Raw genomic sequence first — 24,218 nt, forward strand, 5'->3', positions numbered from 1 at the left:
GGCGGTTGAGATGGGTGAATTTCATGGCGTGTCCTTTCGGCTTTGAACACCACAAAGGTACTCCATCTCCTATCTCAACCCTTTGTTTTTTTGCCCTTGAATGTCGCAATTCGAAGTTTACGTCGCACATATGCTCGCTAAGGCGCATGGAATATGCGTGCTGGGCTATGCCTACTTGAGCTTATCGCTTGTACTGCAATTTAGTAAGACTTAGCTAAACTCCGCGCAGTATGCAGATACTGGAAAAACCTAAGTGATGCATGAATTCGCGCAGTATCAGTAAAGCGGCAGCGAAGTTATTGTCGAGTGGTATGCCCTCTTGCGCCGCGGGCTGACCTTGTATCACGGCCGCCAGGCGGCTAAAGCAGCGCTCCATCGTCTCCAGATCAAACAGCATGAGCGCGCCGTCGGGGACGCCTGCGAGTAAGGCGATCTGGCGCACAAGCTGGTCGTTGGAATAAAGTTTAGCCTGCAGCGGCAACAGCTTACTGGCACGAATAATTTCATCCTCAACGCGCTCTATCGCTAACTCAAACTCCCGCCTACCCGGTGGTGTTAACGTAAAATATTCGCGGGCGCTGCGTTGCGCGCCTAGCGCCAAAATCTGCGTCTCAGGCGGGCCCATACCCGACCCGCTGGCAACCCCAAGCTGTTCGGCAGCCAAGTGCAAGACCGTGATATGGCCGGGATCAGGCAACTGGTGACGGATCTGATTAAAGTGCGTGACTAGTTCAACTTGAAAATACGCATTGTGCATGGAGCGCTTTCTATACTGATGCGAATAGATTCAGAGTGAGGCTAGGCCAGAATTGGATTTAAGTTCACTCTGTTGGTCCCGTTCGTCCTGTTCGACCAGGATTAATTGCGCCCGGCCATGACTCCACCATCCACATCAAGCACGGTGCCGGTGATCCAACTTGCTTTGTCAGAGAGCAGGAACGCTATCGCATCGGCGATATCTTCCGGCGTGCCAATGCGCCCGATAGGATGGAAACTATTAAATCCTTGTAAGGATTCCTTGATCTGATCTTCGGCGATAAAAGATTTATAGATGCTGGACAATACCACCGCCGGAGCGACCGCATTGGCGCGGATACCGTATTCGCCCAATTCCATCGCGAGATTTTTTGTCAGTGCATGCAACGCAGCTTTTTGCATGGAATAGGCTGACGAAGGTGTCGCCTTGACGGCCTGATGCGCCCACATCGAACCGATATTCACAATCGCGCCGCCCTGATGCTGTTTCATATTTTGCGCCACCGCCTGAGTGATGAAAAAAAACGCTTTGTTCAGATCCATCTGCAAATCATAATCTTGTGCGCTGTGCTCTAGAAAGCTGACTGGCTTGAAAAATCCAGCGGCGTTAACCAGGTAGCGAATATGTCTTTGCTCTTGACCGATCTGCGCAATGAAGGCCTGCACCTGCTGGGTATCGTATAAATCGACCTTGATCGTTTCAACCTGAGCGCCCGTCGCGCTTTCCAGATCTAGTTTTGCCGCAGCCAGATTTTGTTCGTCATGCGACAAAATTTTAACTGCGACGCCCGATTGCAACAGGCGTTTCGCGGTTTCTTTGCCCATGCCAGATGAGCCGCCGAGAATATAGGCAATAGTTTGTTGAGACATAGTATTTCTCCTAAAATATTATTTAACTACCGATCAGTTGGTAGGCTTCGGATTTAAAAAAAGTGCCAGCTTCATGCCGACACCGTGGGAAAATTTTGTTCAGGCTAAGCGCGGTGTCGCAACCAGTCACCATCTAAAAAAATGACGCTGATTAGGACCAGCGCCTGACGGCAAGATCCGGCGACGACACGGCCGGCATCTTCATCATGCCATCGTCAGCATTGCAATAAAAGTTGGCCCTATGATCGCCGGCCCACCTGTCGATTGCATACCTCGCCCGACCATCATGGCGCCTTCCAGCGCACAAAAAAACTGTTCCGCCAGCGCTGCCGCGCTCACTTTTGAGTTCAGCATTCCGGCGCGCTGCCCTTGCTCTATCACTTGCGTCAACCAAACTAAATTGACTTTAAAAAACTGTGTGACTTCTCTGGCGACTAGCTCGGGCAAGGAATCCGATTCGGCCGCCAACATGCCGCATACGCAGAGCCGCCGATTTACCGAGAACGTTTGTTCGAACAATGCCGCATACGCAGTAAGCCTGTCAGTGGCTTTTGCATAGCGCCCCTCGATACTCAACAACTCGCTACGAAAGCGGTGCGCGTAACGCTGCGCCACCACCGCCACCAACTCTTCTTTTTTGGGAAAGTGATGATGAATGCTAGGTTTTTTAATGCCCACCAGTTGCGCCACATCGTCATACGAAAAACCGTTGTAGCCGTGCTGCTGTATCAAGCCTTCGGCGGCGTCCACGACGCGTTCGGCAGTTGGTGAAATTTCGGAAAAATGCTTCATGCTCATGCCTGGTTGAGAGTCAAAACTGGCAAATGACCAGTTTTGACCAGAATAGTACAGCCTTCAGTGCTAAACGGACAATGTGTGCTCAAATGCGGACTGCGCATCCAGGTACCCGCCGGGTAGCGTCCGAACTCGTCTTCAAACACGCCGACTAACACATAGATTTCCTCGCCGCCATAGTGTCGATGCGGATTAAATTGCGTACCCGGTGCCCAGCGCACCAGGGCAGTATGCTGGCCGCTAAATTCAGACAAGGGCATCACCGATAGTCCTGGCACCATACCGGGAAACCAGGCTGTGTTCCGGGTATCAATCGCGATTGTTTGCCTGTCATCCGGATCAAGATGGCGCAACTTTACCAACAGGGTGCAGCCGCTCGCAGAGCCAGGCGCGTGCGACGAACCGGGCGGATTTTTGAGATAAGTTCCGGCGCCAAAACTGCCAGACTCATCGCTGAAGACACCATCCAGAACAAAAATCTCTTCGCCCAGCTCATGTTCGTGATTCGGAAACTGCGACCCCGGCGCATAGCGCACTACCGAAGTGGCGCGTGCCACTTCTGCGCCATCCCGTTCCAGCAACTGACGTTGTATGCCCGCGACCGGCGTAACCACCCAAGGCAAATCGCCTGTCTGTAACACCACACGCTGTGAAAAATCTGTATTGAGTTTCATGATACGCCTTATCCGCAGTTTATTTACCGACTAGTTGGTAGATATTCTAGGAGGCCAATTTCGCTTTGTCAAGCATCATGTGCAAAATAGAAAGGCAAGCTTTGCGTCTGCCCAGGTCCGACGAGCGCATCAGGTTTAGCCAGCGCTCGTACCCAACAATAGGGCGACCAGTGAGTCTGTTCATCTGAGAGTGTGTCGCCTCAAGAAAATCAGTGAAACCGTTCCACCAGAAAATCGACAAAACTGCGCAGTTTGGGCGAGCGATAGCGGTCTTGCAGGTAGACCACGCTCATAGTCCGACTGGGCAGTTCAAATCCGGGGAACAGCTGGATCAGGCGACCAGCCTCTACATCTGCCTGCAGCAGTATTGCCGGTTGCAGCACGATACCGAGGCCATGTAATGCAGCGACGCGCAACGCCTGCCCATGATTGACATGCAAGCGACCGGAAACAGGAACATGGTAGCTACTGTCTTGATCAGTCAAGCGCCAGTGCGTCACTGCCGCTGGTGAAAAAGACAGACACTCATGATCCTTGAGGTCCTCGGGTTGAGCTGGTGTGCCTCTGCGTGCCAGATAGTCGGGCGACGCGCAGATCATCATCCGATAAGGTGCCAAAGACTTTGCAATCAGCGCGGAATCTGGCAATTGGCCGATACGGATCGCAGCTTCGAATCCATCCTCCAGCAGATCCACCACGCGGTCGCACAGCGCGACTTCGATACTGACCTGTGGATAAAGAGCTAGGTATTCCGGCAAAGCTGGCATTAATGCTTCGGTGCCGAAAGTGACGGGGGCGCTGATACGCAACTTGCCCGCAGGTGCCAATTGCTGATTTTGTGCCTGAACATCGGTTTCGGCCACCAATCTGAGGATCTCCTTGCAACGGATGTAATAGTCTTCGCCAAAGGCCGTAAGATGCTGACGCCGTGTCGTCCGGTTAAGCAATTGCATGCCCAGACGCCGCTCTAGCGTGTGCAGGTGCTTGCCAGCCATCGTCGCCGAGATATCACAAGCGCTAGCGGCGGCACTGAGGCTACCTTTTTCTACGGTCAGGGTATATACCTTCATGCTGTCCAGCAAATCCATTCACAACTCCAGGTTTTAAATGCAAAAACAAATACAGAGTTTATCTCTTAATGATTTCGAATGAAACTGATGCTTTCCTTCACTTCCCAAAAAAATCATGAAAGTTACTCAACTCACCGCCCCCTCTCTCTCAGCATTTCGCCAAACCGAATTACCCGATCCGAAAGCCGGTCGCGGTGAGGTGCTAGTACATCTGCGCGCCGCCACGCTGAACTTCGTGGACGTGGCCATCGCAACGGGAAGCTTCCCCGGCGTGCCTTTTCCGATGATACCGGTTGCCGATGGTGCGGGTGAGGTCGCCGCTATCGGCGAGGGCGTCATCGATCTAGCTATTGGCGACCGGGTGATCCCACACTTTATGTCCAACTGGCAAGGTGGTGCAGTCACGGCGCACAATGTAGCCGCAATGCGCGGCATCACGTTGCCGGGCTCGCTGGCCGAGTATGTGGTGGTGCCCGCCAGCAGTCTGGTCGCGTTACCGTCTCATCTCGATTTTATTCAGGGGGCGGCGCTACCCATCGCAGCAACAACGGCCTGGAATGCTGTGCGTTCGGCACAGTTGCGCCCCGGCTCGGTAGTTGTGTTGTTGGGAACAGGCGGTGTCAGCATTTTTGCCTTGCAGTTTGCCAAGGCCTCAGGTGCCACGGTGATCCTGGCATCGTCATCCGATGAAAAGCTGGAGCGGGCACGCCAGATCGGCGCGGATCATCTGATCAACTATCGTGCCACACCTGCCTGGGACGAGGAAGTACTGAAAATCACTGGCGGGCGCGGTGCTGATCTGGTGGTGGAGACGGTAGGCGCTGCAACCATCACGCGCTCGCTGAATGCAGCAGCAGTAGGCGGCACGGTTTTTACGATAGGTTTTGTCGGCGGCACCAGCTCCACGATCGACTTATTGCCGATTATCCTCAAGTCCTTGCGCATCGTCGGCAATAGCACTGGCTCCGTGGCCGACCTGGCGGAGGCGGCCCGCGCCATTAGTGCCCACCACATAACTCCTATCATCGACCGTGTGTTTGACATGGCCGACACCAGCGCGGCATATGCGGAACTGAGCGCAGGCGGACGTCACTTCGGAAAAATCGCCATCGTGCATTGAACCGGCAGCTGCGGCGGCGAACACACTGCCGCAGCATGCATGCGCAGATCGGATCTTTCCAGATTATTTATAAAAATCGATAAAAGCACGCAGGCTTAGCGATAGGTTATTGCGGCTGGGGTAGTACAGATACATACGTTCGGCCGGCGGTATCGCGTCTTGCAAAATAGCCTGCAGCTTGCCCTGTTTTATCAGCGGTGCGATGTGAGCATGATAGGTGTAACAAATCCCCGCGCCATCTACTGCAGCCTGAATAATGGTCGTAAAATCATCCGAGGCAAAAGCGCCATTGGTGGCGACATCTAGCGGTTTTCCATTCGCCAAAAACTGCCAGACATAGTGCAAATCACTAGGGAAGCGATACTGCAGACATGCATGCTTGAGTAGGTCTTTGGGCTTTTTCGGGATACCGTGTAGCCGCAGATATTCAGGCGAAGCACACACAGAAAATTGCAAGGGCGGGCCTATAGCTACGGCGATCATATCTTGCTGCAGACTCTCGCCAAAACGTATGCCGGCATCGCAGCCTTGCTCAACAATATCGACCAGCGCGTCGTTAGTCACCAGATCCAATTGCACATCAGGATAAGCGGCTAAGAATTGCCCTAACTTCGGTGCCAGCACTAGTTGCGCCGCCACCCGCGGCACATTCAATTTGAGCTTACCCATAGGGCGCAAGCGCACCTCGTTCAAGACATCCAGCGCCTGGCCAATTTGATCCAGTGCCGGATTGAGCTGGGCAAACAAACGCGCACCGGCGTCGCTCAAACTGACGCTGCGCGTGCTGCGATTGAGTAGGCGCAGCCCCAAAGTTTGCTCGAGTTTGCTGACAGTGTGGCTCAGGGCTGAGGGTGACACTTGCAGCTCTTGTGCAGCACGCCGGAAGCTGCGCCAATACGCGACACGGGCAAAAGCGGATAGCGCATTGAGGTCAGAGTTCATTGTTGAGCAATTTTCATTAATCTAATGAGCATTATACGGATTGTTTGCGTAAAGCCTGGCCACTACACTTTGCATCTGTATCGCCTATGGGTGGCGACTGAAATTTTTAAATATCTTTGGAGTCAAATATGTCAGATTTTTCCAACCAGACAATTTTAGTCACGGGCGCGTCTTCCGGGATAGGCTTGGCGAGCGCGCAGGCCTATCTGGATAAGAATGCGAAACGGGTGTATATCGTCGGCCGCAATGCGCAAAAACTCGAACTAGCGCAAGCGCAATTAGGTGAGCGCGCCATTGCTCTGGTGGCCGACGTAGGCAATCTGGCGCAACTGGAACAAATGGCCAGAAAAATCCGTCACAACGGAGATACTCTGGACGTGTTGTTTGCCAATGCCGGCATCGCGGAAAATAATCTCATCGGCAGCACCACGGAGGCCGCTTTTGACGCGATTTTTGACACCAATGTGAAGGGTGTCTTTTTCACCGTACAGAGCTTATTGCCTTTGATGAAACTGGGTGGCAACATCGTTTTAAACGCATCGGTGGCGGCGCATAAGGGCATGCAAAATCTCAGTTTGTACAGCGCCTCGAAAGCGGCAGTACGCTCATTCGCGCGGACCTGGTGCAATGACTTAAAAGCGCAAAAAATTCGCGTCAATACGATTAGCCCTGGCGTCACTTTGACACCGATTTTGCAGACCGGTTTAAAAATGACGGAGCAACAAATTGCCGATTTTTCGCGGTATCTGCAAGATGTGGTGCCGCTAGGACGCATGGCAGATCCCACAGAAATTGCCGCTGCGGTCTTGTTTCTTTCTTCCAGTGCCGCCAGTTTTGTCAATGGTGTAGAGCTCAGTGTCGATGGTGGCATGACGCAAATATAGCCATCACGTCTAGCAAATAATCACAAGATACGTTATGTTCTTGGCTCCGCAAGCGGCGTCTGCCGCTTGCTCTTGAATCCCCAAGGATAGACATGTATAGACGTTTTAGCCTACCTAACTTATGCCGTATCTGTTGGTTGTCGATGTTAAGCGCCAATCTAAGCGTCAGCGCGCTGGCTGCCAGCCCCGACCACGATGCCGCGCACTTACAAAAAATCCGAACTGCCGCCATGAGCAGCGATTACGCCTATCAGAGGCTGGCCGATATGACGGATTTGATCGGCCCGCGTTTAAGCGGCTCTGCCGGCGCGGCCGCGGCGGTCACACAAGTGGCCGATGCCATGCGTCAGCTAGGTGCGCGCGTGACGCTAGAGCCGGTCAAAGTGCCGCATTGGGTGCGTGGTGCAGAAACTGCGGAGTTAATTGAGTATGCAGGCCGGCCTGCCGGCTTATCGCAAAAGGTAATATTGACGGCGCTTGGCGGATCTGGCGCGACCGCCGACACTGGCCTTACGGCAGAAATTATCGTAGTACATAATTTCGACGAACTACAAGCTCGCGCTCCTGAGGTCAAGGGACGTATCGTGCTCTTCGATGTGCCGTTTAACCAAGCCATGGCTGATCGCGGTCTGGCCGGCCCGGCATACGGCGAAGGCGCGCAATACCGCAGCAAGGGCCCTAAAACGGCGGCTAAACTGGGGGCGGTGGCGGCGCTGGTGCGCTCTGTCGGCGGTGCTAATTTCCGTCTGGCGCACACCGGCGCCACCAGTCTGGATCAAGCCAACCGTATTCCCGCAGCGGCAGTGACAGCCGAAGACGCCATGCTCATTAGCCGGCTGGCGGCACGCGGTGCGGTTTCTATGCACCTAACTCTGACGCCGCAAATCCTGGCCGATGCCGATAGTTTTAACGTCATTGCCGACTGGCCAGGTAGCGACAAAGCCGATGAAATCGTGATTGTCTCCGGCCATCTTGATTCCTGGGATCTGGGCACCGGAGCGATAGACGATGGTGCCGGTGTCGCTGCGGCCATGGGCGTGATCGAGACCTTGCAAAAGCTAGGCTTAAAACCACGCCGCACCATACGCATGATCGCCTGGATGAATGAAGAGAACGGTGGCCGCGGTGCACTTGCCTACCAAAAAAATCAGCAGGCCAGACTAGACCAACACATCGCGGCGATAGAAAGCGACTCCGGCGCGGGCCGCCCGTTTGGCTTACTAACGAGCGTTCCGGCCAAGTCGATCGGCTTGTTGACGCCTTTGATGACCGCCTTGCAGCCTATTGGCGCAGCTGTCTTGAAGCGCGCCGATGCCCTGGATACCGGCGACTTGAGCGGACTAGAAGAGGCAGGGGTGCCGAGCTTTGAACCCTTGGTAGATACCCATGATTATTTTCACTACCACCACACCAGCGCCGACACGCTCGATAAAGTGCAGCCAGAAAACCTGCGCCGCCAGGTCGCGCTATTGACCACTACCGCCTGGTTTCTGGCAAACCTAGAGACACCGATCGGCCGGGCGGCAACTAGCGCGAAGTAAGGCGCTTAAATACAGTTGGCTGGGCTAAAGAACCGAAAAATACCTATACTCCCCTATTTTTTGAGTCAAATACATCGTTTGCGCATAGTTTTATTGCGCACTCAAAAAACACTAGGGGGAGTATGCTTACAAGAGCATGGCAGACCAGTGAGCGCAGTCGATTAAATGCTGCGCTTAAGCGGCGATCGAGTTGGTATTTTTTTCTCGAGAAAAGTTCATGTTGCCTAGCGCGCAGCCCCCCCTTGCTTCGAACACTAGATCTCAACACACACAGCATCCGTACAAGCGATAAAAGGATAAAGCCCATGAAAAAATTTCTGTTCATTATCGTCGTCGCGGCAGCTCTCTTGGTCGGGTATGAAAAAACCTATGGTTTGCGTAAATTCACCGCCTCGCCTGCGCATCAGTCCAGCAGGGCGCAGGCTGGTTCTGCCGATGTACTGCAGGCGGCGTTCAATACACAATCAAGTGGTGTTCCTGTACAAGGTGAGGGCCAGGTCACTAAGCTACTCGCTGATGACAATCAGGGCAGCCGTCATCAACGCTTCCTCCTCACGTTGCCTTCCGGGCAAACCCTACTGGTCGCACATAACATCGACCTGGCACCTAAAATTACGTCTCTGAAATCGGGCGACACAGTCGCCTTCAATGGCGTGTACGAATGGAATGCCAAGGGCGGCGTAGTTCACTGGACCCACCGCGCCCCGGCCGGACGGCATGCGGCAGGTTGGCTCAAGCATGCGGGTCAAACCTACCAGTAGCCGAACTGCTTGCACAAATAGTCTAAGCCTACGTACCCGCTCAGTTAAAAATAAAATTGGCACCGCGCCACTGCGCATATCCCATGCGCCTGCTGGCAGGGCATGGCTGCAAACCCGTATGGAATATGCGCGCTGGCGGGGGAGTGCGGGCGCTCTAGCATAACAAGTTGGCATTGCGACAGAATTAGGCCGGGGGCTAAACTGGGTTCAAGCTGATAGAATGGCGGATACGAGGTTTTGCGCGCAGTTTCGGCGCTGACGCTTTGATTCAGATTTTAGTAATGCTGCACATCACCTACCTACGAGGACAAAATGACACAATTAAAAGCTATCATGCAAACCAACAAAGGTACGATTAACATCAACCTGTTTGCCGACAAAACTCCTGTAACTTGCGCCAGTTTTGCCAACTTGGCAGCGCGCGGTTACTACAACGGCCTGACATTTCACCGTGTCATCAGCGACTTCATGATACAAGGCGGTTGCCCTGACGGTACTGGCATGGGCGGCCCAGGCTACCAGTTTGAAGACGAGTGCACGGGCGATCTGCGCCACGACAAACCAGGTATCTTGTCGATGGCCAATGCTGGTCCGCGCACCAACGGCAGCCAGTTTTTCATCACTCACGGCCCTACTCCTCACCTGAACGGCAAACACACAGTGTTTGGTGCGGTCGTTAGCCCGGAAGATCAAAAAGTGGTCGATAGCATCGCCAAGGGCGACGTCATCGAAAAACTGACGATAGAAGGCGATACTTCTGAATTGATGACAAAAATGGCAGAACAAGTGGCCAAGTGGAATCAGGTCATAGACAAGCGTTTCCCGCATCTGGTGCCTAGCGCCGCTTAATTAGCGCTGAGTCGCTGCGGGTTGCGGCGAGCAATACAAAACGCACTATCACCGTTAAGGGATAGTGCGTTTTTTTTCGAAGGCGGATGGTCTTATTCTGGCATGGCCAGATACAGCTCTTCTACCTTGGTTCGTGCCCAGGGCGTTTTTCTGAGAAATTTCAGACTAGATTTGATGCTGGGATCGGTGCTGAAGCACTTGATGTCGAGCATGCTGCTCAGGCCTTCCCAACCGTAATGTGCCACCATTTGCGTCAGCAGGGTTTCCAGGGTGATGCCGTCCAACGTGCGGGGGGATGCTTGATTGCTCATGTTTTTTCCTTTTCAGGCGGGATCATAGCAGCATGCGCTGGCGTCAGGCTGGTTTGCCTCCAACATAGCGCTGCCTGATCGACACCACAAAGTTTATTCCTTCCGGTAATTGCCCGGGAAAATGCTGACATTGTTAAGCATAGGTATAGGATGTGCAACCCCATATCCCTGCGCGAAATCGACACCTATCTCACGCAATTGCGCCAAAATCTCCGTATTTTCGGCAAATTCGGCGATGGTTTTCAGTCCCATGACATGCCCGATATTATTGATGGCCGTCACCATCGCAGCATCCACGTTATCGGCGACGATATCCTTGACAAAGCAGCCGTCGATTTTTAAAAAATCGACCGGAAGGTGCTTGAGATAAGCAAATGAAGACATGCCGCTGCCAAAATCATCGAGGGCAAATTTACATCCAATTTCTTTCAGGGCAAGGATAAACGCGCGTGCATTTAATAAATTGGCAATGGCTGCGGTTTCAGTAATCTCAAAACAAATATTTTCGGGGAGAACACCGGAGAACTTGAATTGCGCATAGATGAAGGGCAAAGTTTGTTCATCGTTGAGGCTAACGCCGGACAAGTTGATGGCGAACAGAGCATTACCAACCTGGCTCTGGCCGCCAATGTGCGCGAACGCGGTGCGCACTACCCAACGGTCTATCTCTGGCATCAAACCATAGCGTTCAGCGGCTGGGATAAAGGCCATAGGCGGAATCAGCTTACCATCGTCGTCTAGCAGTCTGAGTAGAATTTCTACATGCTCGTGATACGGTTCGGTATCGGTTAGTGCGGCAATTTTTTGTACATACAGTACCAGTCGATTTTGTTCTATCGCCCTGAAGATACGGGTGTGCCAATCCATTTCTCCATGCCGCTTATTCATCGCGGTGTCGTCGGCCTGATAGATGTGGATGCGGTTGCGCCCGAGATCTTTGGCGGTATAACAGGCCGAGTCGGCGATACTGAGAATTTCCGACAAGCTCAAGCGCTCGCTACCCTGGCCGCCAAAATTGACCAGTCCTATACTGACACTGATGGGGAAAGTTTTTTCATCCCAGACAAAATGAAAATCGCCGATCACGTTTCTCAAATTTTCTGCTATTTGCAAGGCAAAATAAGGCGGGCAAGATTCCAGCAATACCCCGAATTCATCTCCGCCCAGGCGCGCTAGCGTATCGTTGGCACGCAAAGTTAATCGGAGTAAGCCAGTGATCTGACGTAATAGCTCATCTCCTGCACTATGGCCGCAGGTGTCGTTGACGATCTTGAATTGGTCCAGATCGAGGTAGGCGATGGCATGCTGATGGCCATGCAAAATGGTGCTCTGTATGGCTTTTTCCAGTCGCCGTTCAAATTCGCTGCGATTGACCAGATCGGTCAGGGCATCGTGGGTGGCCTGATAAGTCATTTCGTCGGCTAGCCGGCGGGCGTCGCTGACATCATGAAACACTAAAACCGCACCAATAATATTGTGGTTGCTGTCATGCATGGGTGCGGTGGTATCCTCGATCGCATACAGCACACCGTGCTTGCTGAGCATGGCACTATGATGCGCCAGGCCAGTAATCTCGCCGCTTTGCAAACTGAGTTCTATCGGCGAGGGCGCCGCTTGCTGGGTTTCTTCGTTCAGCAGCACCAATATTTTCGAGATCGGCTGGCCGCAAGCGTCGGCCATAGACCAACCGGTTTTTTCCTCCGCCACCGGATTCAGATAAGTGACATTGCCTAGTCGGTCGGTGGTGATGACGCCGTCGCCTATCGAGTTAAGAGTAACCTCCAGGCGTTGTTTCTCCTCAAATAATTCACTTGCGCGGATTTCCAGTTCGCGCTTGCCGACTTCCATATTGGCATAGGCAATAGCCAGCAGATTTTCGCTAATTTTCAAACGCGTTTCGACCCCGTGCCGCTCTAATGCCATTTGTATGGTGGCATGCAATTCGCGCTCTGAAAATGGCTTGACTAAAAAACCGTAGGGCTTGGTGGCTCTGGCCCGTTCCAGGGTCTTTTCTTCCGAATAAGCAGTCAGATAGATCACCGGAACATCGATTTTCGCTGCGGTGTCGATCCCGTCGATATCGCCAGAAATATTGATATCCATGAGCACAATATGCGGAATGATCTCATTGACCGCCTTGAGTGCCTGTTCATGCGAGGCCGCCACCCGTGGTACTTCATAACCCAGACGAATCAAGCGACGCTGTAGATCAAGTGCCACGATACTTTCGTCTTCTACTATCAATACGCGTGAAGGCATTTTTTTACCTCTTTTCAGTGATCAAGCAGTGGAAACTCAAGCGTAAACGTCGTGGGATCGCGTCTTTGTATCGTTAGAATACCGTTCAGCTGTTGCGACAGTAAAGTGACCAGGCGCAGCCCTAGTGTCTCGATATTCTCAATGTCGAGGTCATCCGGGATCCCGGCCCCGTTATCGCTCACTATCAGTAGTATCTGGTTATGTTCGGTAGGTGACAAAGTAACGCTGATTTGCCCTTTCCGGTGTTCTAAAAAAGCATGCTTGAGCGAATTGGTAATGAGTTCATTAATCAGCAGCCCGCAAGGAATGGCGGAATTGATCGGCAAATAGACCGATCCAGCATCGATTTTTAACGCAATTTTTTGATTATCTATAGCATAGGAATTGAGCAGAGTAGGCAGTAGCGCTTCCAAAAAATCGCCGAAATCAACCCGGGCAAAATTATTTGACTGGTACAGCGTCTGATGGATCAATGCCATAGACTGAATCCGGTTCTGACTGTCCATCAACATACCCTTGACCGCAACGTCATTGATCAAAGAGGATTGCAAGCTGAGCAGGCTATGCACGACCTGCAGATTATTTTTCACTCTGTGGTGTATCTCGCCGAGCAGCAAGTCTTTTTCTTTCAGAGCTTCTTGAATGCGTCCTTCTTTTTGTTTGCGATCAGAAATATCCACAATCGACGATAACACCATGATACCTTCATCGGTTTCTATAGGATTCAGACCTATCTCCACCGGAAACTCGCTGCCATTTTTGCGACGCCCAAACAGGTCGCGCCCGGCACCCATAGGACGCGACTGCGGCTCACCAAAAAACATCTGGCGTTTTTCCGGATGCGCATGGCGAAAACGATCCGGTACCAGTATCTCCACCATCTGTCCTAGCATCTCGGCGCGGCTATAGTCGAATAAGCGCTCGGCCTGGGTATTCACCATTTCTATTCTGCCACTGGCATTGATCATGACCATGGCATTCGGTGCCGATTCGACCACCCGCCGAAAGCGTTCTTCCAGGCGCTTGCGTTCGGAGATATCGACGATGGAAGAAAGCACCATCATTCCTTCTTCGGTTTCGATAGGATTGAGACCTATCTCGACCGGAAATTCGCTACCATTTTTGCGCCGCCCAAACAGATCCCGGCCAGCCCCCATAGGACGCGACTGCGGTTCGCCAAAAAACATTTGTCGTTTTTCCGGATGGCCGTGGCGAAAGCGATCCGGCACCAGCATCTCTACCGTTTGCCCTAACATTTCGCTGCGCGGATAACCGAATAGCTGTTCTGCCTGAGTATTTACCATTTCGATTTTGCCGCTTGCATTGATCATGACCATGGCATTCGGTGCCGATTCGAAGACGCGCCGAAAACGCTCTTCCAAGCGTTTGTGTGCCGTCATATCTTTGATGATTTTGCTATAGCCCTGGATTTTTCCGTCCGGATAGCGCAAGGCGGTAATATTGACACTGGCCCAGAATAGCGAACCGTCTTTACGCCGACGCCAGCCTTCGTCCTCGTAACGGCCGTTGCATGCGGCTTGCGTCAATTCGTGGGCGGGCACCTGATCACAGATCGCCTCATCAGAGTAAAAAATCGAGAAATGCTGGCCCAGTACTTCTTCTTTGGAATAGCCCTTGATATGAACTGCACCAGCATTCCAGCTGCAGATGCGCCCGTCGAGGTCGAGCATGAAGATCGCATAGTCTTCGATGCTGTCCACCAGAAGGCGGAACCGTTTACTCTCGGATTCACCAAGTTCCCAGATAGTCGATGTATCTTCGGTCATTTTGTCAAACCCCATAAGAGTTAGCATTTATTCTAGCATTTAACTTATCAATACGTATCTATTCCTGAATTTTTACCTTGTTCCTATATTCTGATTCTGTGTTCATCGGCTAACCACTCGTACTATATTTAAACATTGCTCTTGTATGCAGCGCTGCTTGCTTCAGTTTATGTGACAATGGCGATCAATAATGTCTAGCTTGCCTATTTTTTGTCATAGCTGGCATGTGTCTAAACCGCTAGGTTGTATGCGAACAAAAAATAATCAAATTCCCGCTGCTGTTCCGCTTCCAGCTGCAAGTAAACTTCATCCACGCAATCGACATCAAGGCCATTATGATTTTCCGCGTCTGATGCTGACTGCGCCAACATTAGAAAAATTTCTCAAGCTAAACGCACACGGCGATCAGGGTATAGACTTTGCCGATGCGGCAGCGGTCAAGACTCTCAATCGCGCCTTGCTTCAAGACAGTTACGGAATACAAGCTTGGGATATACCAGATAATACCCTGTGCCCTCCGGTACCCGGGCGGGCCGACTACGTGCATTATCTGGCCGATTTACTGGCGGGCAGCAATCGGGGCAAGATTCCTAAAAAACTTGGAGTGCAGGTGCTTGATATTGGGACTGGAGCCAATCTGATTTACCCACTGATAGGCTGCAGCGAATACGGCTGGCAGTTTGCCGCAACCGACATTAACCAGGCCTCGCTGGCGAATGCGCAGGCGATACTCGACGCCAACCCCAAGTTGGCGCAGCAAATCACACTACGCTTTCAGCCAACCGCAAACGCTATATTCAAAGGCATCGTTGCTGAGGATGACTGGTTCGATCTGAGCATGTGCAATCCACCGTTTCATACATCGCTGGCGGAGGCGCGCGAAGGCACACAACGTAAATGGCAAAATTTGGGGAAGACTGGCGCACAATTAGATAACGCACTCAATTTTGGCGGTCAGGATGCCGAACTCTGGTGCCCGGGTGGCGAGCTGGCGTTCATCCAGCGCATGATCAAGGAAAGCGCGCAGATCGCGACCCGCTGCTTCTGGTTCACGACTCTGGTCTCGAAATCGGCCAGCCTGCCCGGCATCTATGCTGCGCTAAAGCAAGCCAAGGTAATAGAGCAAAAAACCATCGCTATGACGCAGGGACAAAAGCAAAGCCGCTTGGTAGCCTGGACTTTTTTAAATCCGGCACAGCAAGCGGCCTGGGCTAAATTACGCTGGTAGTTGCTCGCGCAATTTTTTCACTCTTTTTTCTTCAGCAAACCCTGCAGAGCGGCAAATGGATTATGTGTCGCGTGTTTAGGCCCATTATTGCCAGTATCGGAATTGCCTTGCTGATCCGCTTCCAGATAGCGCGAGTGCTCATTGTCGTGGCAATACAGGCAGAGTAATTCCCAATTACTGCCATCGGGTGGATTATTATCATGATTATGATCGCGATGATGCACGGTCAGTTGCGACAGATTGGCGTGTGTGAATTCACGCATACAACGGCCGCAAATCCAAGGGTACATCTTAAGTGAACGTTCGCGATAACCAGTGGCGCGCTGCGCTGCATTGCGATTGGCCTCCGCCACGATCTGGTCGAGTCTGTTGTTATCGGGTTTTTTACTGATCATGTTGTTCTCCCGCAATAAATTTAAAAACGCTCATAGCCTAATAGGTAGCGCCATTCACCAACTGGCAGGCTGGACATCGGTATGCGCGCGATGCGGATGCGCTTGAGCGTCACCACGGTCAGGCCGACCTTCTCGCACATATGGGTGATCTGAAACGGCTGCGGACCTTTCAGCGCAAAGCGCAGCCTGGTTTCATTCTGCCAACTCACTTTCACCGGTGCCAAGGCCTTGCCGTTAAATGTCAGACCGTGATTGAGCAGCGCGAGACCATCTGGCGCGATGTTGCCGGCCACTTCAACGATGTATTCCTGCTCTATCTTGATCGCATCATCGACCAGTTTGCGGCTGATCTGCCAATCCTGGGTCAAGACCATCAGGCCGCTGGCCTTGGTTTCCAGGGCATCGGTGTAGTTTAAATTATTCGTGTGGCGCTTTAAAAACGTCAGTCCAGAACGATTACCTGCTGCCATGGTTTCGGCCTTGATGCCTCGTAGCACAGCCGCGGCTTCGACACCGGCTGGCTTGTGCAGCAAGATGGTGACGGGCGTTGCGGGTGCCAGGCTGGCCTGCGGCAATAGTGTGATTTTCTGCTCGGCTTGTACCCGATAGCCGGGTTCTTCTATGGTTTGTCCATCGACCTGGACCCAGCCACCGGCTATATACAGTTCGGCTTCCTGACGTGAGCAAGGAGTGAGTTCGGCCAATCGTTTGGCAAGGCGTAGGGAATTTGGCATGGAATAGCACTGAGGCAAAGAGATGAATTTGACCCGCATTGTAAAGGCTAGCAGAAGCTAACAGTAATTCTATTCCTATCCGAGATCAGTTCAAGTTTTTCAACTGCTTAGGCTGGCATCAGGCATGATGTTGTTTTTTTGAGAAAATCATAGTCAAAGAACTATTTTTCATCAGATCGCGCCCTCGTGCAGCGCCGATGTGATGGAATATCAGAATCGAGCTCTGGCGTGTAATTACACCGGGCAAATCTAGCAATTTAGTATTCACCACCATTTTTTTGAAGCTGGTTTTGTCGCCAGCTTCTCTGCACCGAGATCCGCAATTGCGGTAGAACCACTATGTTAAGTAATCGTCGTTTCCATAAGCCTCCTTTTATTGTGCGCGCACTGCGCAAAATGCGCGTACAAGTTGGCTCCATGCGCTTAGCACCTAAGTCCAGTTTACCCCCAGCAAGTAAAGCTACTGGCGTCGCCCCCGTGATGCCGGTGCTAGGTGCGCACAAAGCGCACTCATTGCCAGCAGCAGCGCCTAGGCCCGAACACAAGCTAAAACTTCAGCCAAAAGCGCAAGCGCGCCGCATCTGGCCGTATTTTTTCTTGCTATTTTTAGGCTTGCTGTCGGCCGCTGGCTGGTGGGTCTGGCAAGAGACCCGTAGTTACGAAAAGCAGGCAGAATTTTTTGCCAAGTTAGCCGCGCAACTTACCTATAAAGTCGAGCCCGGCGCTAGTCCCGCTGACAAAATCCGTTTCCCGCACGACAGCCCTTACGATGAGCGCATGGGCTATGCGAATCTGCCGGACTTTTTAACTAAGCTGCAAGCCAAGGATTTTGCGATTACGGCGCAGGCGCGGATTTCACCGAAAATGGTGGAGATGGCCGATCGCGGTTTCTTCGCGACTTATCATGAAAAAAATGGGGTGGGATTGAGCATACTCGATTGCCGCCAACAAGCTCTGTTTGCGGCGCGCTACCCAGAACGGTTCTATACCAATTTTGAAGCGACTCCCAAAGTCTTGATCGATAGCTTGTTGTTTATCGAAAATCGTGAATTACTCGATCCCACTTATCCGAAGCGCAATCCGGCGATAGAGTGGGACCGCTTGAGCAAGGCGGTGTTTGATAAATCCATGAATGTGATAGGCGGCGGCCATCGTTCGGCCGGTGGCAGCACCTTGGCGACCCAGATAGAAAAATACCGTCATTCAGCCGAAGGACGCACCAATTCGCTGACCGACAAATTTAACCAGATGGTGTCGGCTTCGCTACGTGCCTATCAGGGCGGTGAAGATACGACGCTGGTGCGTCGTCAGATCGTGGTCGATTACATCAATTCTGTGCCCTTATCGGCCAAGCCAGGCTATGGCGAAGTCAATGGAATCGGCGATGGCATGTGGGTCTGGTATGGCCGCGATTTTTCCGAGATCAATCTGGCTTTGAAGGGCCAACCGGAGAGTGCCGCCGGCGCATTGGCGTATAAGCAGGCGCTGAGTTTATTCATCGCGCAGCGCCGTCCTTCGTATTATCTGGACGCAGGTGCGGCCGACCTGGAGCAACTAACCGATAGCCATCTACGCTTGCTGGCACAGGCTGGTGTGATCCCGCCCGCTTTGCGTGACGCCGCGCTGCAGGTCAAATTGCAGCCAGTGGGTAAAGGCGGCAATGCTAGCGCAGCAAATAATTCTTTCGTCTCGCACAAGGCAAGTAATGCGGTACGTAACCATCTGGCCAGCTTACTGGGCGATTCTAGTCTGTATAGCCTGGACCGATTAGATTTGAGCGTGGTGACTACCCTCGATGCACAGGCACAAGAAGCGGTGACGAATGTGCTACGCAATCTGCGTGACCCGGAAGCAGCCAAGGCGGCAGGTCTAACCGGTAAGGGAATGTTGGGTAACGGTGATCCCGCCAATGTAGTGTACAGCTTCACTTTGTTAGAAAAGGGAGAACATGCCAATTATCTGCGGCTGCAAACCGATAATTACGATCAGCCCCTGGATATTAATGACGGTGCCAAACTAGATCTGGGCTCTACCGCTAAGTTGCGCACCCTGGTCACCTACCTCGACATCATGGCGCAACTGCATCAGCGTTACAGTGCGCTTGATGCCAAAGCTCTGGGAAAAATCGAGCTCGATCCTAAAGATCGGCTGTCACATTGGGCCTTAGAATACTTTCAAGGACGTGCTCCAAAAGATTTACCGGCCTTACTGGATGCTGCCATGGAGCGCACTTACTCAGCCAGTACTAGCGAGGGGTTTTTTACTGGCGGCGGCATGCACTATTTTGGCAATTTCAAGAAAGAAGACAATGGCCGCATCCTGAGTGTGCGCGAATCTTTACGCCATTCTGTAAATCTGCCCTTCGTGCGCCTGATGCGTGATGTGGTGCATTTTTACATGTTCCAGACTCCGGGTTCATCAGCGAGTTTACTGTCCGATGCGCATGATCCGCGGCGGGCTGAATATCTAAGCCGTTTTGCCGACCGCGAAGGCCGTGAATTTTTGCACCGTTTCTATGCCAAGTACAAGGGCAAGACCGCCAAAGAGGAAGAGCAACTTTTACTCTCTAGTTTACGTCCAACTGCGCTGCGGCTGGCTAACATACATCGCACCATTGCACCAGATGCCAGCGAGGCAGAATTCGAACGTTTTCTAAATGAAAATCTGGCTTCGCAAAATGAGATCAGCACCGAACGCGCTGCAAAAATGTATGAACAATATTCCGCTCAGAATATGTCCTTATCAGATCGCGGCTATCTCGCTACCATCCATCCGCTGGAACTGTGGATGGTTGGTTATTTACGCCAACATCAGGGCGCGAGTCTGAGTGAGGTGGTAGCGGCCAGCGCCAAGGAGCGCCAGATAGTATATGAATGGTTATTCAAAACCAGCCGCAAGCATGCGCAAGATAAGCGCATCGCTGGCCTACTGGAGGTAGAAGGTTTCCTGGAAATCCACCGGCAATGGCAACGCATGGGTTACCCGTTCGCCTCGCTGACTCCGTCTTATGCCAGTGCATTGGGTGCTTCAGCCGATAGGCCGGCGGCTTTGGCCGAATTAATGGGCATCATCGTTAATCAAGGTATGCGCAAGCCGAATCAGCGCCTTAATTCCATGCATTTCGCCAGTGGCACACCCTACGAAACTCTGTTAATTCCTGGGCAAAAAGAAATCAGCGAACAGGTCTTGGCCCCCGAAGTAGCACGCGTCGTAGCCGATGCGGTACGTGAAGTAGTGTCCTTGGGTACCGCCCGACGTGCACGCGCGGCCTTTGTCAGCAAGGATGGTACAAATATTGCGGTAGGTGGCAAGACTGGTACTGGCGACCAGCGTTTTGAAGTCTACGGTGCCGGCGGTCGTTTAATTGAATCACGTTATGTAAACCGCTCCGCAACCTTTGTTTTCAACATCGGTGAACGTTTCTTCGGCAGCATGACCGCCTATGTACGTGGCCCGCAAGCTAAAGACTACGATTTCACTAGCGCCTTACCAGTTCAATTGCTGACAGTGCTGGCACCAAGCTTGATGTCGTTAATAGAACCACCTACGGACGCTGGTGCCTTGCCACATTGTTCACACTGAGTATACGGATGGGCGCTAGAGGTGCCACCTCAGCGGCTTCATTTGCTTCATTACAATTGCATGGAAATTTCAAACGCAGCTAACAGTGGCATGAGTGGCGAGATGCATTATTTGTATCAAAATCGAGGATTTGTGTGCATCGTTAAACTTGGTAAAATTGCAGCATAATCTCTGTTTATCCGATAAAATCCGGTTTTAGCATAGCATGCTGACGTCCTGGATTACTTTCAGGTGGACTCAGATGCTACTTGGTAGTTCTCAAAAAACCAGAAAGCGGTTCAGTCTAAATGAGCATGTCACACGTAGCTAAAACCGATGAACTTTGGAATCAGATCGATAGTTTCCAAGTGTTTCAATGGAAAAACTACGTCCGTAACCGACGGCTGGCGTCTTTGTTAATCGTCTGTGGTTTATTGCTCAGCATAGGCACCACCGCCGCGGCTTTTTTGGAGTATACCCAGTACGCGGTATTTCTCGGTCTGGGCACAACACTCTTCATAGGTGTAAGGGAAGCGTTCAATTTCTCTGAAAAAGCGGAATTTTTTTGCGAAATTCATGGACAGGCAAAAAATCTCCGCGATCAAGTCCGGTTTCGGGTCAATTCCGAGGCCGATTTTAACGCCGCCTTTGATGCTTTTCAGCGCCTGCGGCAGCGAGTTGCACGCGACATCCCCAAGGGTAAAGGTCAGGCGCGTGGCGAGCACACCAGGTAGCCGCTATTGGCTAACTTGCACGGCGTCCTGACTCTGCCTGTTGTAAAAGTATGCGCTCTCTGACGATGCCGATAGACTGCTTGAGAATATAGATCTCGTTAAAGTGGCTTTGCGGCATCTCTAGTTGGTTAACCTTCGCAGCGATTTCTTCGATTTCTTTCATCCAAGCATGAAACTGTTCAGGCTCAGCTGGATAGTTCTCCCATACTTCGTCTTCGAGTAATTTAATCTCACCATACCAGCGTATCAAATCGCGTTTGATGATGTAGGTATACAACTTCGGCATGACCTGAAACAGCGGAATTAACATGGCAAACAAGGGCAATAGAATAATCAAGAGGCGTTCAATTAAATTCGCCAGCCAAAACGGCAGATAACGTTGCAAGAAGGGCTCGCCCGATTTGAAGTAGCGCTTGCTCTCATCAGTGACCGGAAAATCATCGGTATTTTGATTCGGAAACTCGTTGTGGCTAGAAAAAAATCCCGCAGCCCTATGCATCTCGACAAGGCTACTCAGCAATAAATAATTTATCGCCGGATGCAGGCTGTCTTTCGCCACCAATAAAGCGGTCGCCGAAACTAGGCTGATGTCACTAGCCGGTAAATCAAGTTCCAGATTGATCGCACCACGTGGGAAAATCACCTTGGTGAGAGAGGGAAACTTGCGTACTAAGGCATCCGCCTGGGCGAAATGCATTAGCTTCAAATCGCTCTTGAGCAAAGTCTGAATAACAGGCGCATCGACGGCGGCGATAAAAAAACCAGCGTCGAGCTTGCCCTGTTGCAGATTTAGCGCGGTTTGTTGCGTACTGAGCTGCAGTAATTGACTATTTTGAGACGAAATTCCGTACTCGTGCAACAAATCCATCGCCACTTTATGTACGCCGCTGCCGGGCAGATTGATCGCTATTTTTTTACCGATTAGTTGGTTAAGTTTTTCCAGGCTTTTCTCGTCTCTATAAAACACCCAGACAGGTTCGTAATATAGTGCGGCGATGGTTTCCAGATCGGGCGCTTCTTTGCTATTCCCGATTCCCGATTGTATAAAACCGATATCGACGTCACTCGTTTCATCTTTAAGTTTTTGGTAATTTTCTACCGATCCCTGCGAGGCCCTTACCTCTACTATCACACCTTGCTCTTTCAAGGCTGCCGCATAGCTACGCGCCAGAGTTTGATAGGCACCGCCATCAGCACCGCTGGCGATAACGACTTTTTTGGGTAGGGCAGGTGCTAAAAATTGGCTGGCAAACCACACTGTCATGCCAATCGCTATCAGTACAGGAATCGAAAAAATCAACATCTTTCGACTAAAAAACAGATTTTTACGGTTGCGTCGAAATTGTGTGGGTTTGCTTGCCATTGATAGCTTTCCTGTGTTCGCTGCTCAAGTGTTGCCAAATTTAGCATAACTCTAAAAAAAGAATACGACATCTTCTTTCTCTTACGTCCAATCACTTCCAATAAGGTTTTTCCAAATTCATTTTAAATTTTCCAGAAATAGACTGCCGTTTCCCATAGTTTTATTCTGAAAACGACAAAATGCAGATTCTTTCCCCAGCGCAAATGTACTGAGCTTATAATCAGCTATCTGTTCTAACCATGAGATCAAAGAATGATGGAAGCTCACTTGTCCTCACAAATCCGCACGCTGTCGTATATAGAAAATGAAGACCATCCGGTGTTTGGCACCCTGGTCGAACAAATTTTACATTTACTCAATTCTCGCCTGAGTTTCAGTGACATTTTGATACATCAGAATAGCCCTATCATGCTGCGCCAACCTAAAGGCTTGGTAGCGGTATCGGATTCACCGATTACCAAAGAAGAACTCGAAGAATTTTTTGAGGTGATCGAGCCGAATTGGTTCGAACGCATACAAGATCGCGCGTTCGACCGTTCTATCGATCTCAACACGGCACGCATACGCGCCAACTGCTTTACCTTTCAAGGCAAAAAGCGCTTAGGGTGCGTGATACGGCGCTTTCCAAAAGAACCAGTGGCCTTGAACCAGTTAGGCTTGCGCCATTGTGAACAAGATTTTGCCAAGCTCACCAGCGGCTTGGTGTTGATCATAGGTGATACCTGCCAAGGTAAGTCGACCACCATTGCCTCAATGGTAGATCAGATCAACCAGACTCGCTCCGGCCATATCATCACGATAGAAGACCCGGTTGAGACTCTGATACCGCAACGCAAATGCATCATCACACAACGAGAAGTCGGCTTTGACGGTGACGTAGAAAGTTATTACCTGGGCGCGCTGGATGCCCTGCGTGAACGCCCTGACGTGATCGTGATCGGTGAGATCCGCGATGCCCAGACCGCCCAAGAAGCTCTGGCACTGGCCGAATCCGGCCCGTTAGTGTTGGCCTCGCTACATGCACGTTCAACCGAGTTGGGTTTGCAAAAAATGTTACGTTTGCTAGGCAATGGTGAGCCGCAAGCTCAAGCGCTTGCACAAGCCTTACGTGGGGTCTTATGCCAGGCCTTATTACCTTCTCTGGCAGGTGATCGCTATTATCTCGCCACTGAATGTCTGACCTCCAATCCAGAAGTAGTCAAGATGATAGAGAGCAATGGTATAGCCGGCATACGCGCTCTCATGGATGGTGAAGCCGCCAAAGCCAATCCTGGTTGTTTCTCGATGAATGCGGCACTCAATTTGCTGTTACACGAGAAAAAAATCAGTGTCGAGGATGCCAGAAACGCGACCACCGACAGAATCGGTTTTATGGATGTAAAACGTAAATAAACTAGCGGTAACATCTACAGGCGGTGCAAAATTCTATTTTGCGCCGCTTTTTTTTTCGTACTAATCACCTATGAGTGCTTTCCCTCATAAAAATTCGCGTAATTCTATCGGTATTTTTTTGAATTTATTACCATCCTTTGTGCGTTCCTTAGGATGATCATTCCCGCTAAAATAGCAACGCAGTTGGCCGCA

The 24,218-nt window shown here is 51.4% G+C and carries 21 protein-coding genes; 9 read left to right on the forward strand and 12 right to left on the reverse strand.

What is annotated here, in order from left to right; translation table 11 throughout:
• Positions 1-214: 214 nt before the first annotated feature.
• The 5 genes from ACO0K8_RS18715 to ACO0K8_RS18735 form a co-directional block, all read right to left on the reverse strand.
• A complete protein-coding gene (locus ACO0K8_RS18715; protein WP_422948164.1) occupies positions 215-757 on the reverse strand; it encodes a hypothetical protein in 543 nt (180 codons plus the stop codon).
• Positions 758-858: 101 nt separating this feature from the next.
• Positions 859-1,626 carry an SDR family NAD(P)-dependent oxidoreductase gene (locus ACO0K8_RS18720; RefSeq protein WP_422948166.1) on the reverse strand — a complete coding sequence of 256 codons (768 nt, stop codon included), beginning with the start codon at positions 1,624-1,626 and terminating at the stop codon, positions 859-861.
• A 204-nt stretch (positions 1,627-1,830) separates the two neighbouring features.
• Positions 1,831-2,418: a TetR/AcrR family transcriptional regulator gene (locus ACO0K8_RS18725; RefSeq protein ID WP_422948167.1), complete on the reverse strand. Its 588-nt coding sequence runs from the start codon at positions 2,416-2,418 to the stop codon at positions 1,831-1,833.
• A 2-nt stretch (positions 2,419-2,420) separates the two neighbouring features.
• The gene (locus ACO0K8_RS18730; RefSeq protein WP_422948168.1) at positions 2,421-3,095 is read right to left on the reverse strand and encodes a cupin domain-containing protein; all 675 of its coding nucleotides are present in this window, start codon (positions 3,093-3,095) and stop codon (positions 2,421-2,423) included.
• A gap of 209 nt (positions 3,096-3,304) precedes the next feature.
• Positions 3,305-4,183 carry a LysR family transcriptional regulator gene (locus ACO0K8_RS18735; RefSeq protein ID WP_422948169.1) on the reverse strand — a complete coding sequence of 293 codons (879 nt, stop codon included), beginning with the start codon at positions 4,181-4,183 and terminating at the stop codon, positions 3,305-3,307.
• 97 nt (positions 4,184-4,280) lie between these two features.
• Between ACO0K8_RS18735 and ACO0K8_RS18740 the strand changes: the two genes are divergently transcribed.
• Positions 4,281-5,285 carry a zinc-dependent alcohol dehydrogenase family protein gene (locus ACO0K8_RS18740; protein ID WP_422948170.1) on the forward strand — a complete coding sequence of 335 codons (1,005 nt, stop codon included), beginning with the start codon at positions 4,281-4,283 and terminating at the stop codon, positions 5,283-5,285.
• 63 nt (positions 5,286-5,348) lie between these two features.
• Here ACO0K8_RS18740 and ACO0K8_RS18745 read toward each other — a convergent pair whose 3' ends face one another.
• Positions 5,349-6,227 (reverse strand): LysR family transcriptional regulator, encoded by an 879-nt coding sequence (locus tag ACO0K8_RS18745; protein ID WP_422948171.1) that lies wholly within the window; start codon positions 6,225-6,227, stop codon positions 5,349-5,351.
• A gap of 128 nt (positions 6,228-6,355) precedes the next feature.
• Here ACO0K8_RS18745 and ACO0K8_RS18750 point away from each other — a divergent pair, with 128 nt between their 5' ends.
• The 4 genes from ACO0K8_RS18750 to ACO0K8_RS18765 all read left to right on the forward strand — a co-directional run bounded on the left by ACO0K8_RS18750 (position 6,356) and on the right by ACO0K8_RS18765 (position 10,262).
• The gene (locus ACO0K8_RS18750; protein WP_422948172.1) at positions 6,356-7,111 is read left to right on the forward strand and encodes an SDR family oxidoreductase; all 756 of its coding nucleotides are present in this window, start codon (positions 6,356-6,358) and stop codon (positions 7,109-7,111) included.
• A 92-nt stretch (positions 7,112-7,203) separates the two neighbouring features.
• Complete coding sequence (locus ACO0K8_RS18755; protein ID WP_422948173.1) at positions 7,204-8,652, forward strand: M20/M25/M40 family metallo-hydrolase; 1,449 nt, start codon at positions 7,204-7,206, stop codon at positions 8,650-8,652.
• A gap of 305 nt (positions 8,653-8,957) precedes the next feature.
• Positions 8,958-9,413, forward strand: coding sequence for a DUF3465 domain-containing protein (locus ACO0K8_RS18760; RefSeq protein ID WP_422948174.1), 456 nt, complete (start codon positions 8,958-8,960; stop codon positions 9,411-9,413).
• Positions 9,414-9,725: 312 nt separating this feature from the next.
• A complete protein-coding gene (locus ACO0K8_RS18765; protein WP_422948175.1) occupies positions 9,726-10,262 on the forward strand; it encodes a peptidylprolyl isomerase in 537 nt (178 codons plus the stop codon).
• Positions 10,263-10,354: 92 nt separating this feature from the next.
• On the opposite strand, the gene ACO0K8_RS18770 is transcribed toward ACO0K8_RS18765, so the two are convergent.
• The 3 genes from ACO0K8_RS18770 to ACO0K8_RS18780 form a co-directional block, all read right to left on the reverse strand.
• Positions 10,355-10,573 (reverse strand): VF530 family DNA-binding protein, encoded by a 219-nt coding sequence (locus ACO0K8_RS18770; protein ID WP_422948176.1) that lies wholly within the window; start codon positions 10,571-10,573, stop codon positions 10,355-10,357.
• Positions 10,574-10,666: 93 nt separating this feature from the next.
• Positions 10,667-12,832 carry an EAL domain-containing protein gene (locus tag ACO0K8_RS18775; RefSeq protein ID WP_422948177.1) on the reverse strand — a complete coding sequence of 722 codons (2,166 nt, stop codon included), beginning with the start codon at positions 12,830-12,832 and terminating at the stop codon, positions 10,667-10,669.
• A 14-nt stretch (positions 12,833-12,846) separates the two neighbouring features.
• Positions 12,847-14,619, reverse strand: coding sequence for a PAS domain S-box protein (locus tag ACO0K8_RS18780; protein ID WP_422948178.1), 1,773 nt, complete (start codon positions 14,617-14,619; stop codon positions 12,847-12,849).
• 247 nt (positions 14,620-14,866) lie between these two features.
• Here ACO0K8_RS18780 and rlmF point away from each other — a divergent pair, with 247 nt between their 5' ends.
• Positions 14,867-15,847 (forward strand): 23S rRNA (adenine(1618)-N(6))-methyltransferase RlmF, encoded by a 981-nt coding sequence (rlmF, locus tag ACO0K8_RS18785; protein WP_422948179.1) that lies wholly within the window; start codon positions 14,867-14,869, stop codon positions 15,845-15,847.
• Between the two features lie 17 nt (positions 15,848-15,864).
• Here the strand turns inward: rlmF and ACO0K8_RS18790 are convergent, their stop codons facing one another.
• Both ACO0K8_RS18790 and ACO0K8_RS18795 read right to left on the reverse strand, forming a co-directional pair.
• Complete coding sequence (locus ACO0K8_RS18790; RefSeq protein WP_422948180.1) at positions 15,865-16,242, reverse strand: YajD family HNH nuclease; 378 nt, start codon at positions 16,240-16,242, stop codon at positions 15,865-15,867.
• A gap of 20 nt (positions 16,243-16,262) precedes the next feature.
• Positions 16,263-16,976 carry an rRNA pseudouridine synthase gene (locus tag ACO0K8_RS18795; protein ID WP_422948181.1) on the reverse strand — a complete coding sequence of 238 codons (714 nt, stop codon included), beginning with the start codon at positions 16,974-16,976 and terminating at the stop codon, positions 16,263-16,265.
• Between the two features lie 480 nt (positions 16,977-17,456).
• On the opposite strand from ACO0K8_RS18795, the gene ACO0K8_RS18800 reads away from it, so the two are divergent.
• Positions 17,457-20,558 (forward strand): transglycosylase domain-containing protein, encoded by a 3,102-nt coding sequence (locus ACO0K8_RS18800; RefSeq protein WP_422948347.1) that lies wholly within the window; start codon positions 17,457-17,459, stop codon positions 20,556-20,558.
• A 293-nt stretch (positions 20,559-20,851) separates the two neighbouring features.
• Positions 20,852-21,271, forward strand: a complete 420-nt coding sequence (locus ACO0K8_RS18805; protein WP_422948182.1) for a hypothetical protein — start codon at positions 20,852-20,854, stop codon at positions 21,269-21,271.
• A 10-nt stretch (positions 21,272-21,281) separates the two neighbouring features.
• Here ACO0K8_RS18805 and ACO0K8_RS18810 read toward each other — a convergent pair whose 3' ends face one another.
• The gene (locus ACO0K8_RS18810) at positions 21,282-22,634 is read right to left on the reverse strand and encodes a TAXI family TRAP transporter solute-binding subunit (protein ID WP_422948183.1); all 1,353 of its coding nucleotides are present in this window, start codon (positions 22,632-22,634) and stop codon (positions 21,282-21,284) included.
• A gap of 255 nt (positions 22,635-22,889) precedes the next feature.
• On the opposite strand from ACO0K8_RS18810, the gene ACO0K8_RS18815 reads away from it, so the two are divergent.
• A complete protein-coding gene (locus ACO0K8_RS18815) occupies positions 22,890-24,026 on the forward strand; it encodes a type IV pilus twitching motility protein PilT (RefSeq protein ID WP_422948348.1) in 1,137 nt (378 codons plus the stop codon).
• Positions 24,027-24,218 lie beyond the last annotated feature (192 nt).

The sequence above is a fragment of the Undibacterium sp. Ren11W genome, from assembly GCF_049340485.1.
Classification (GTDB): Bacteria; Pseudomonadota; Gammaproteobacteria; order Burkholderiales; family Burkholderiaceae_D; genus Undibacterium.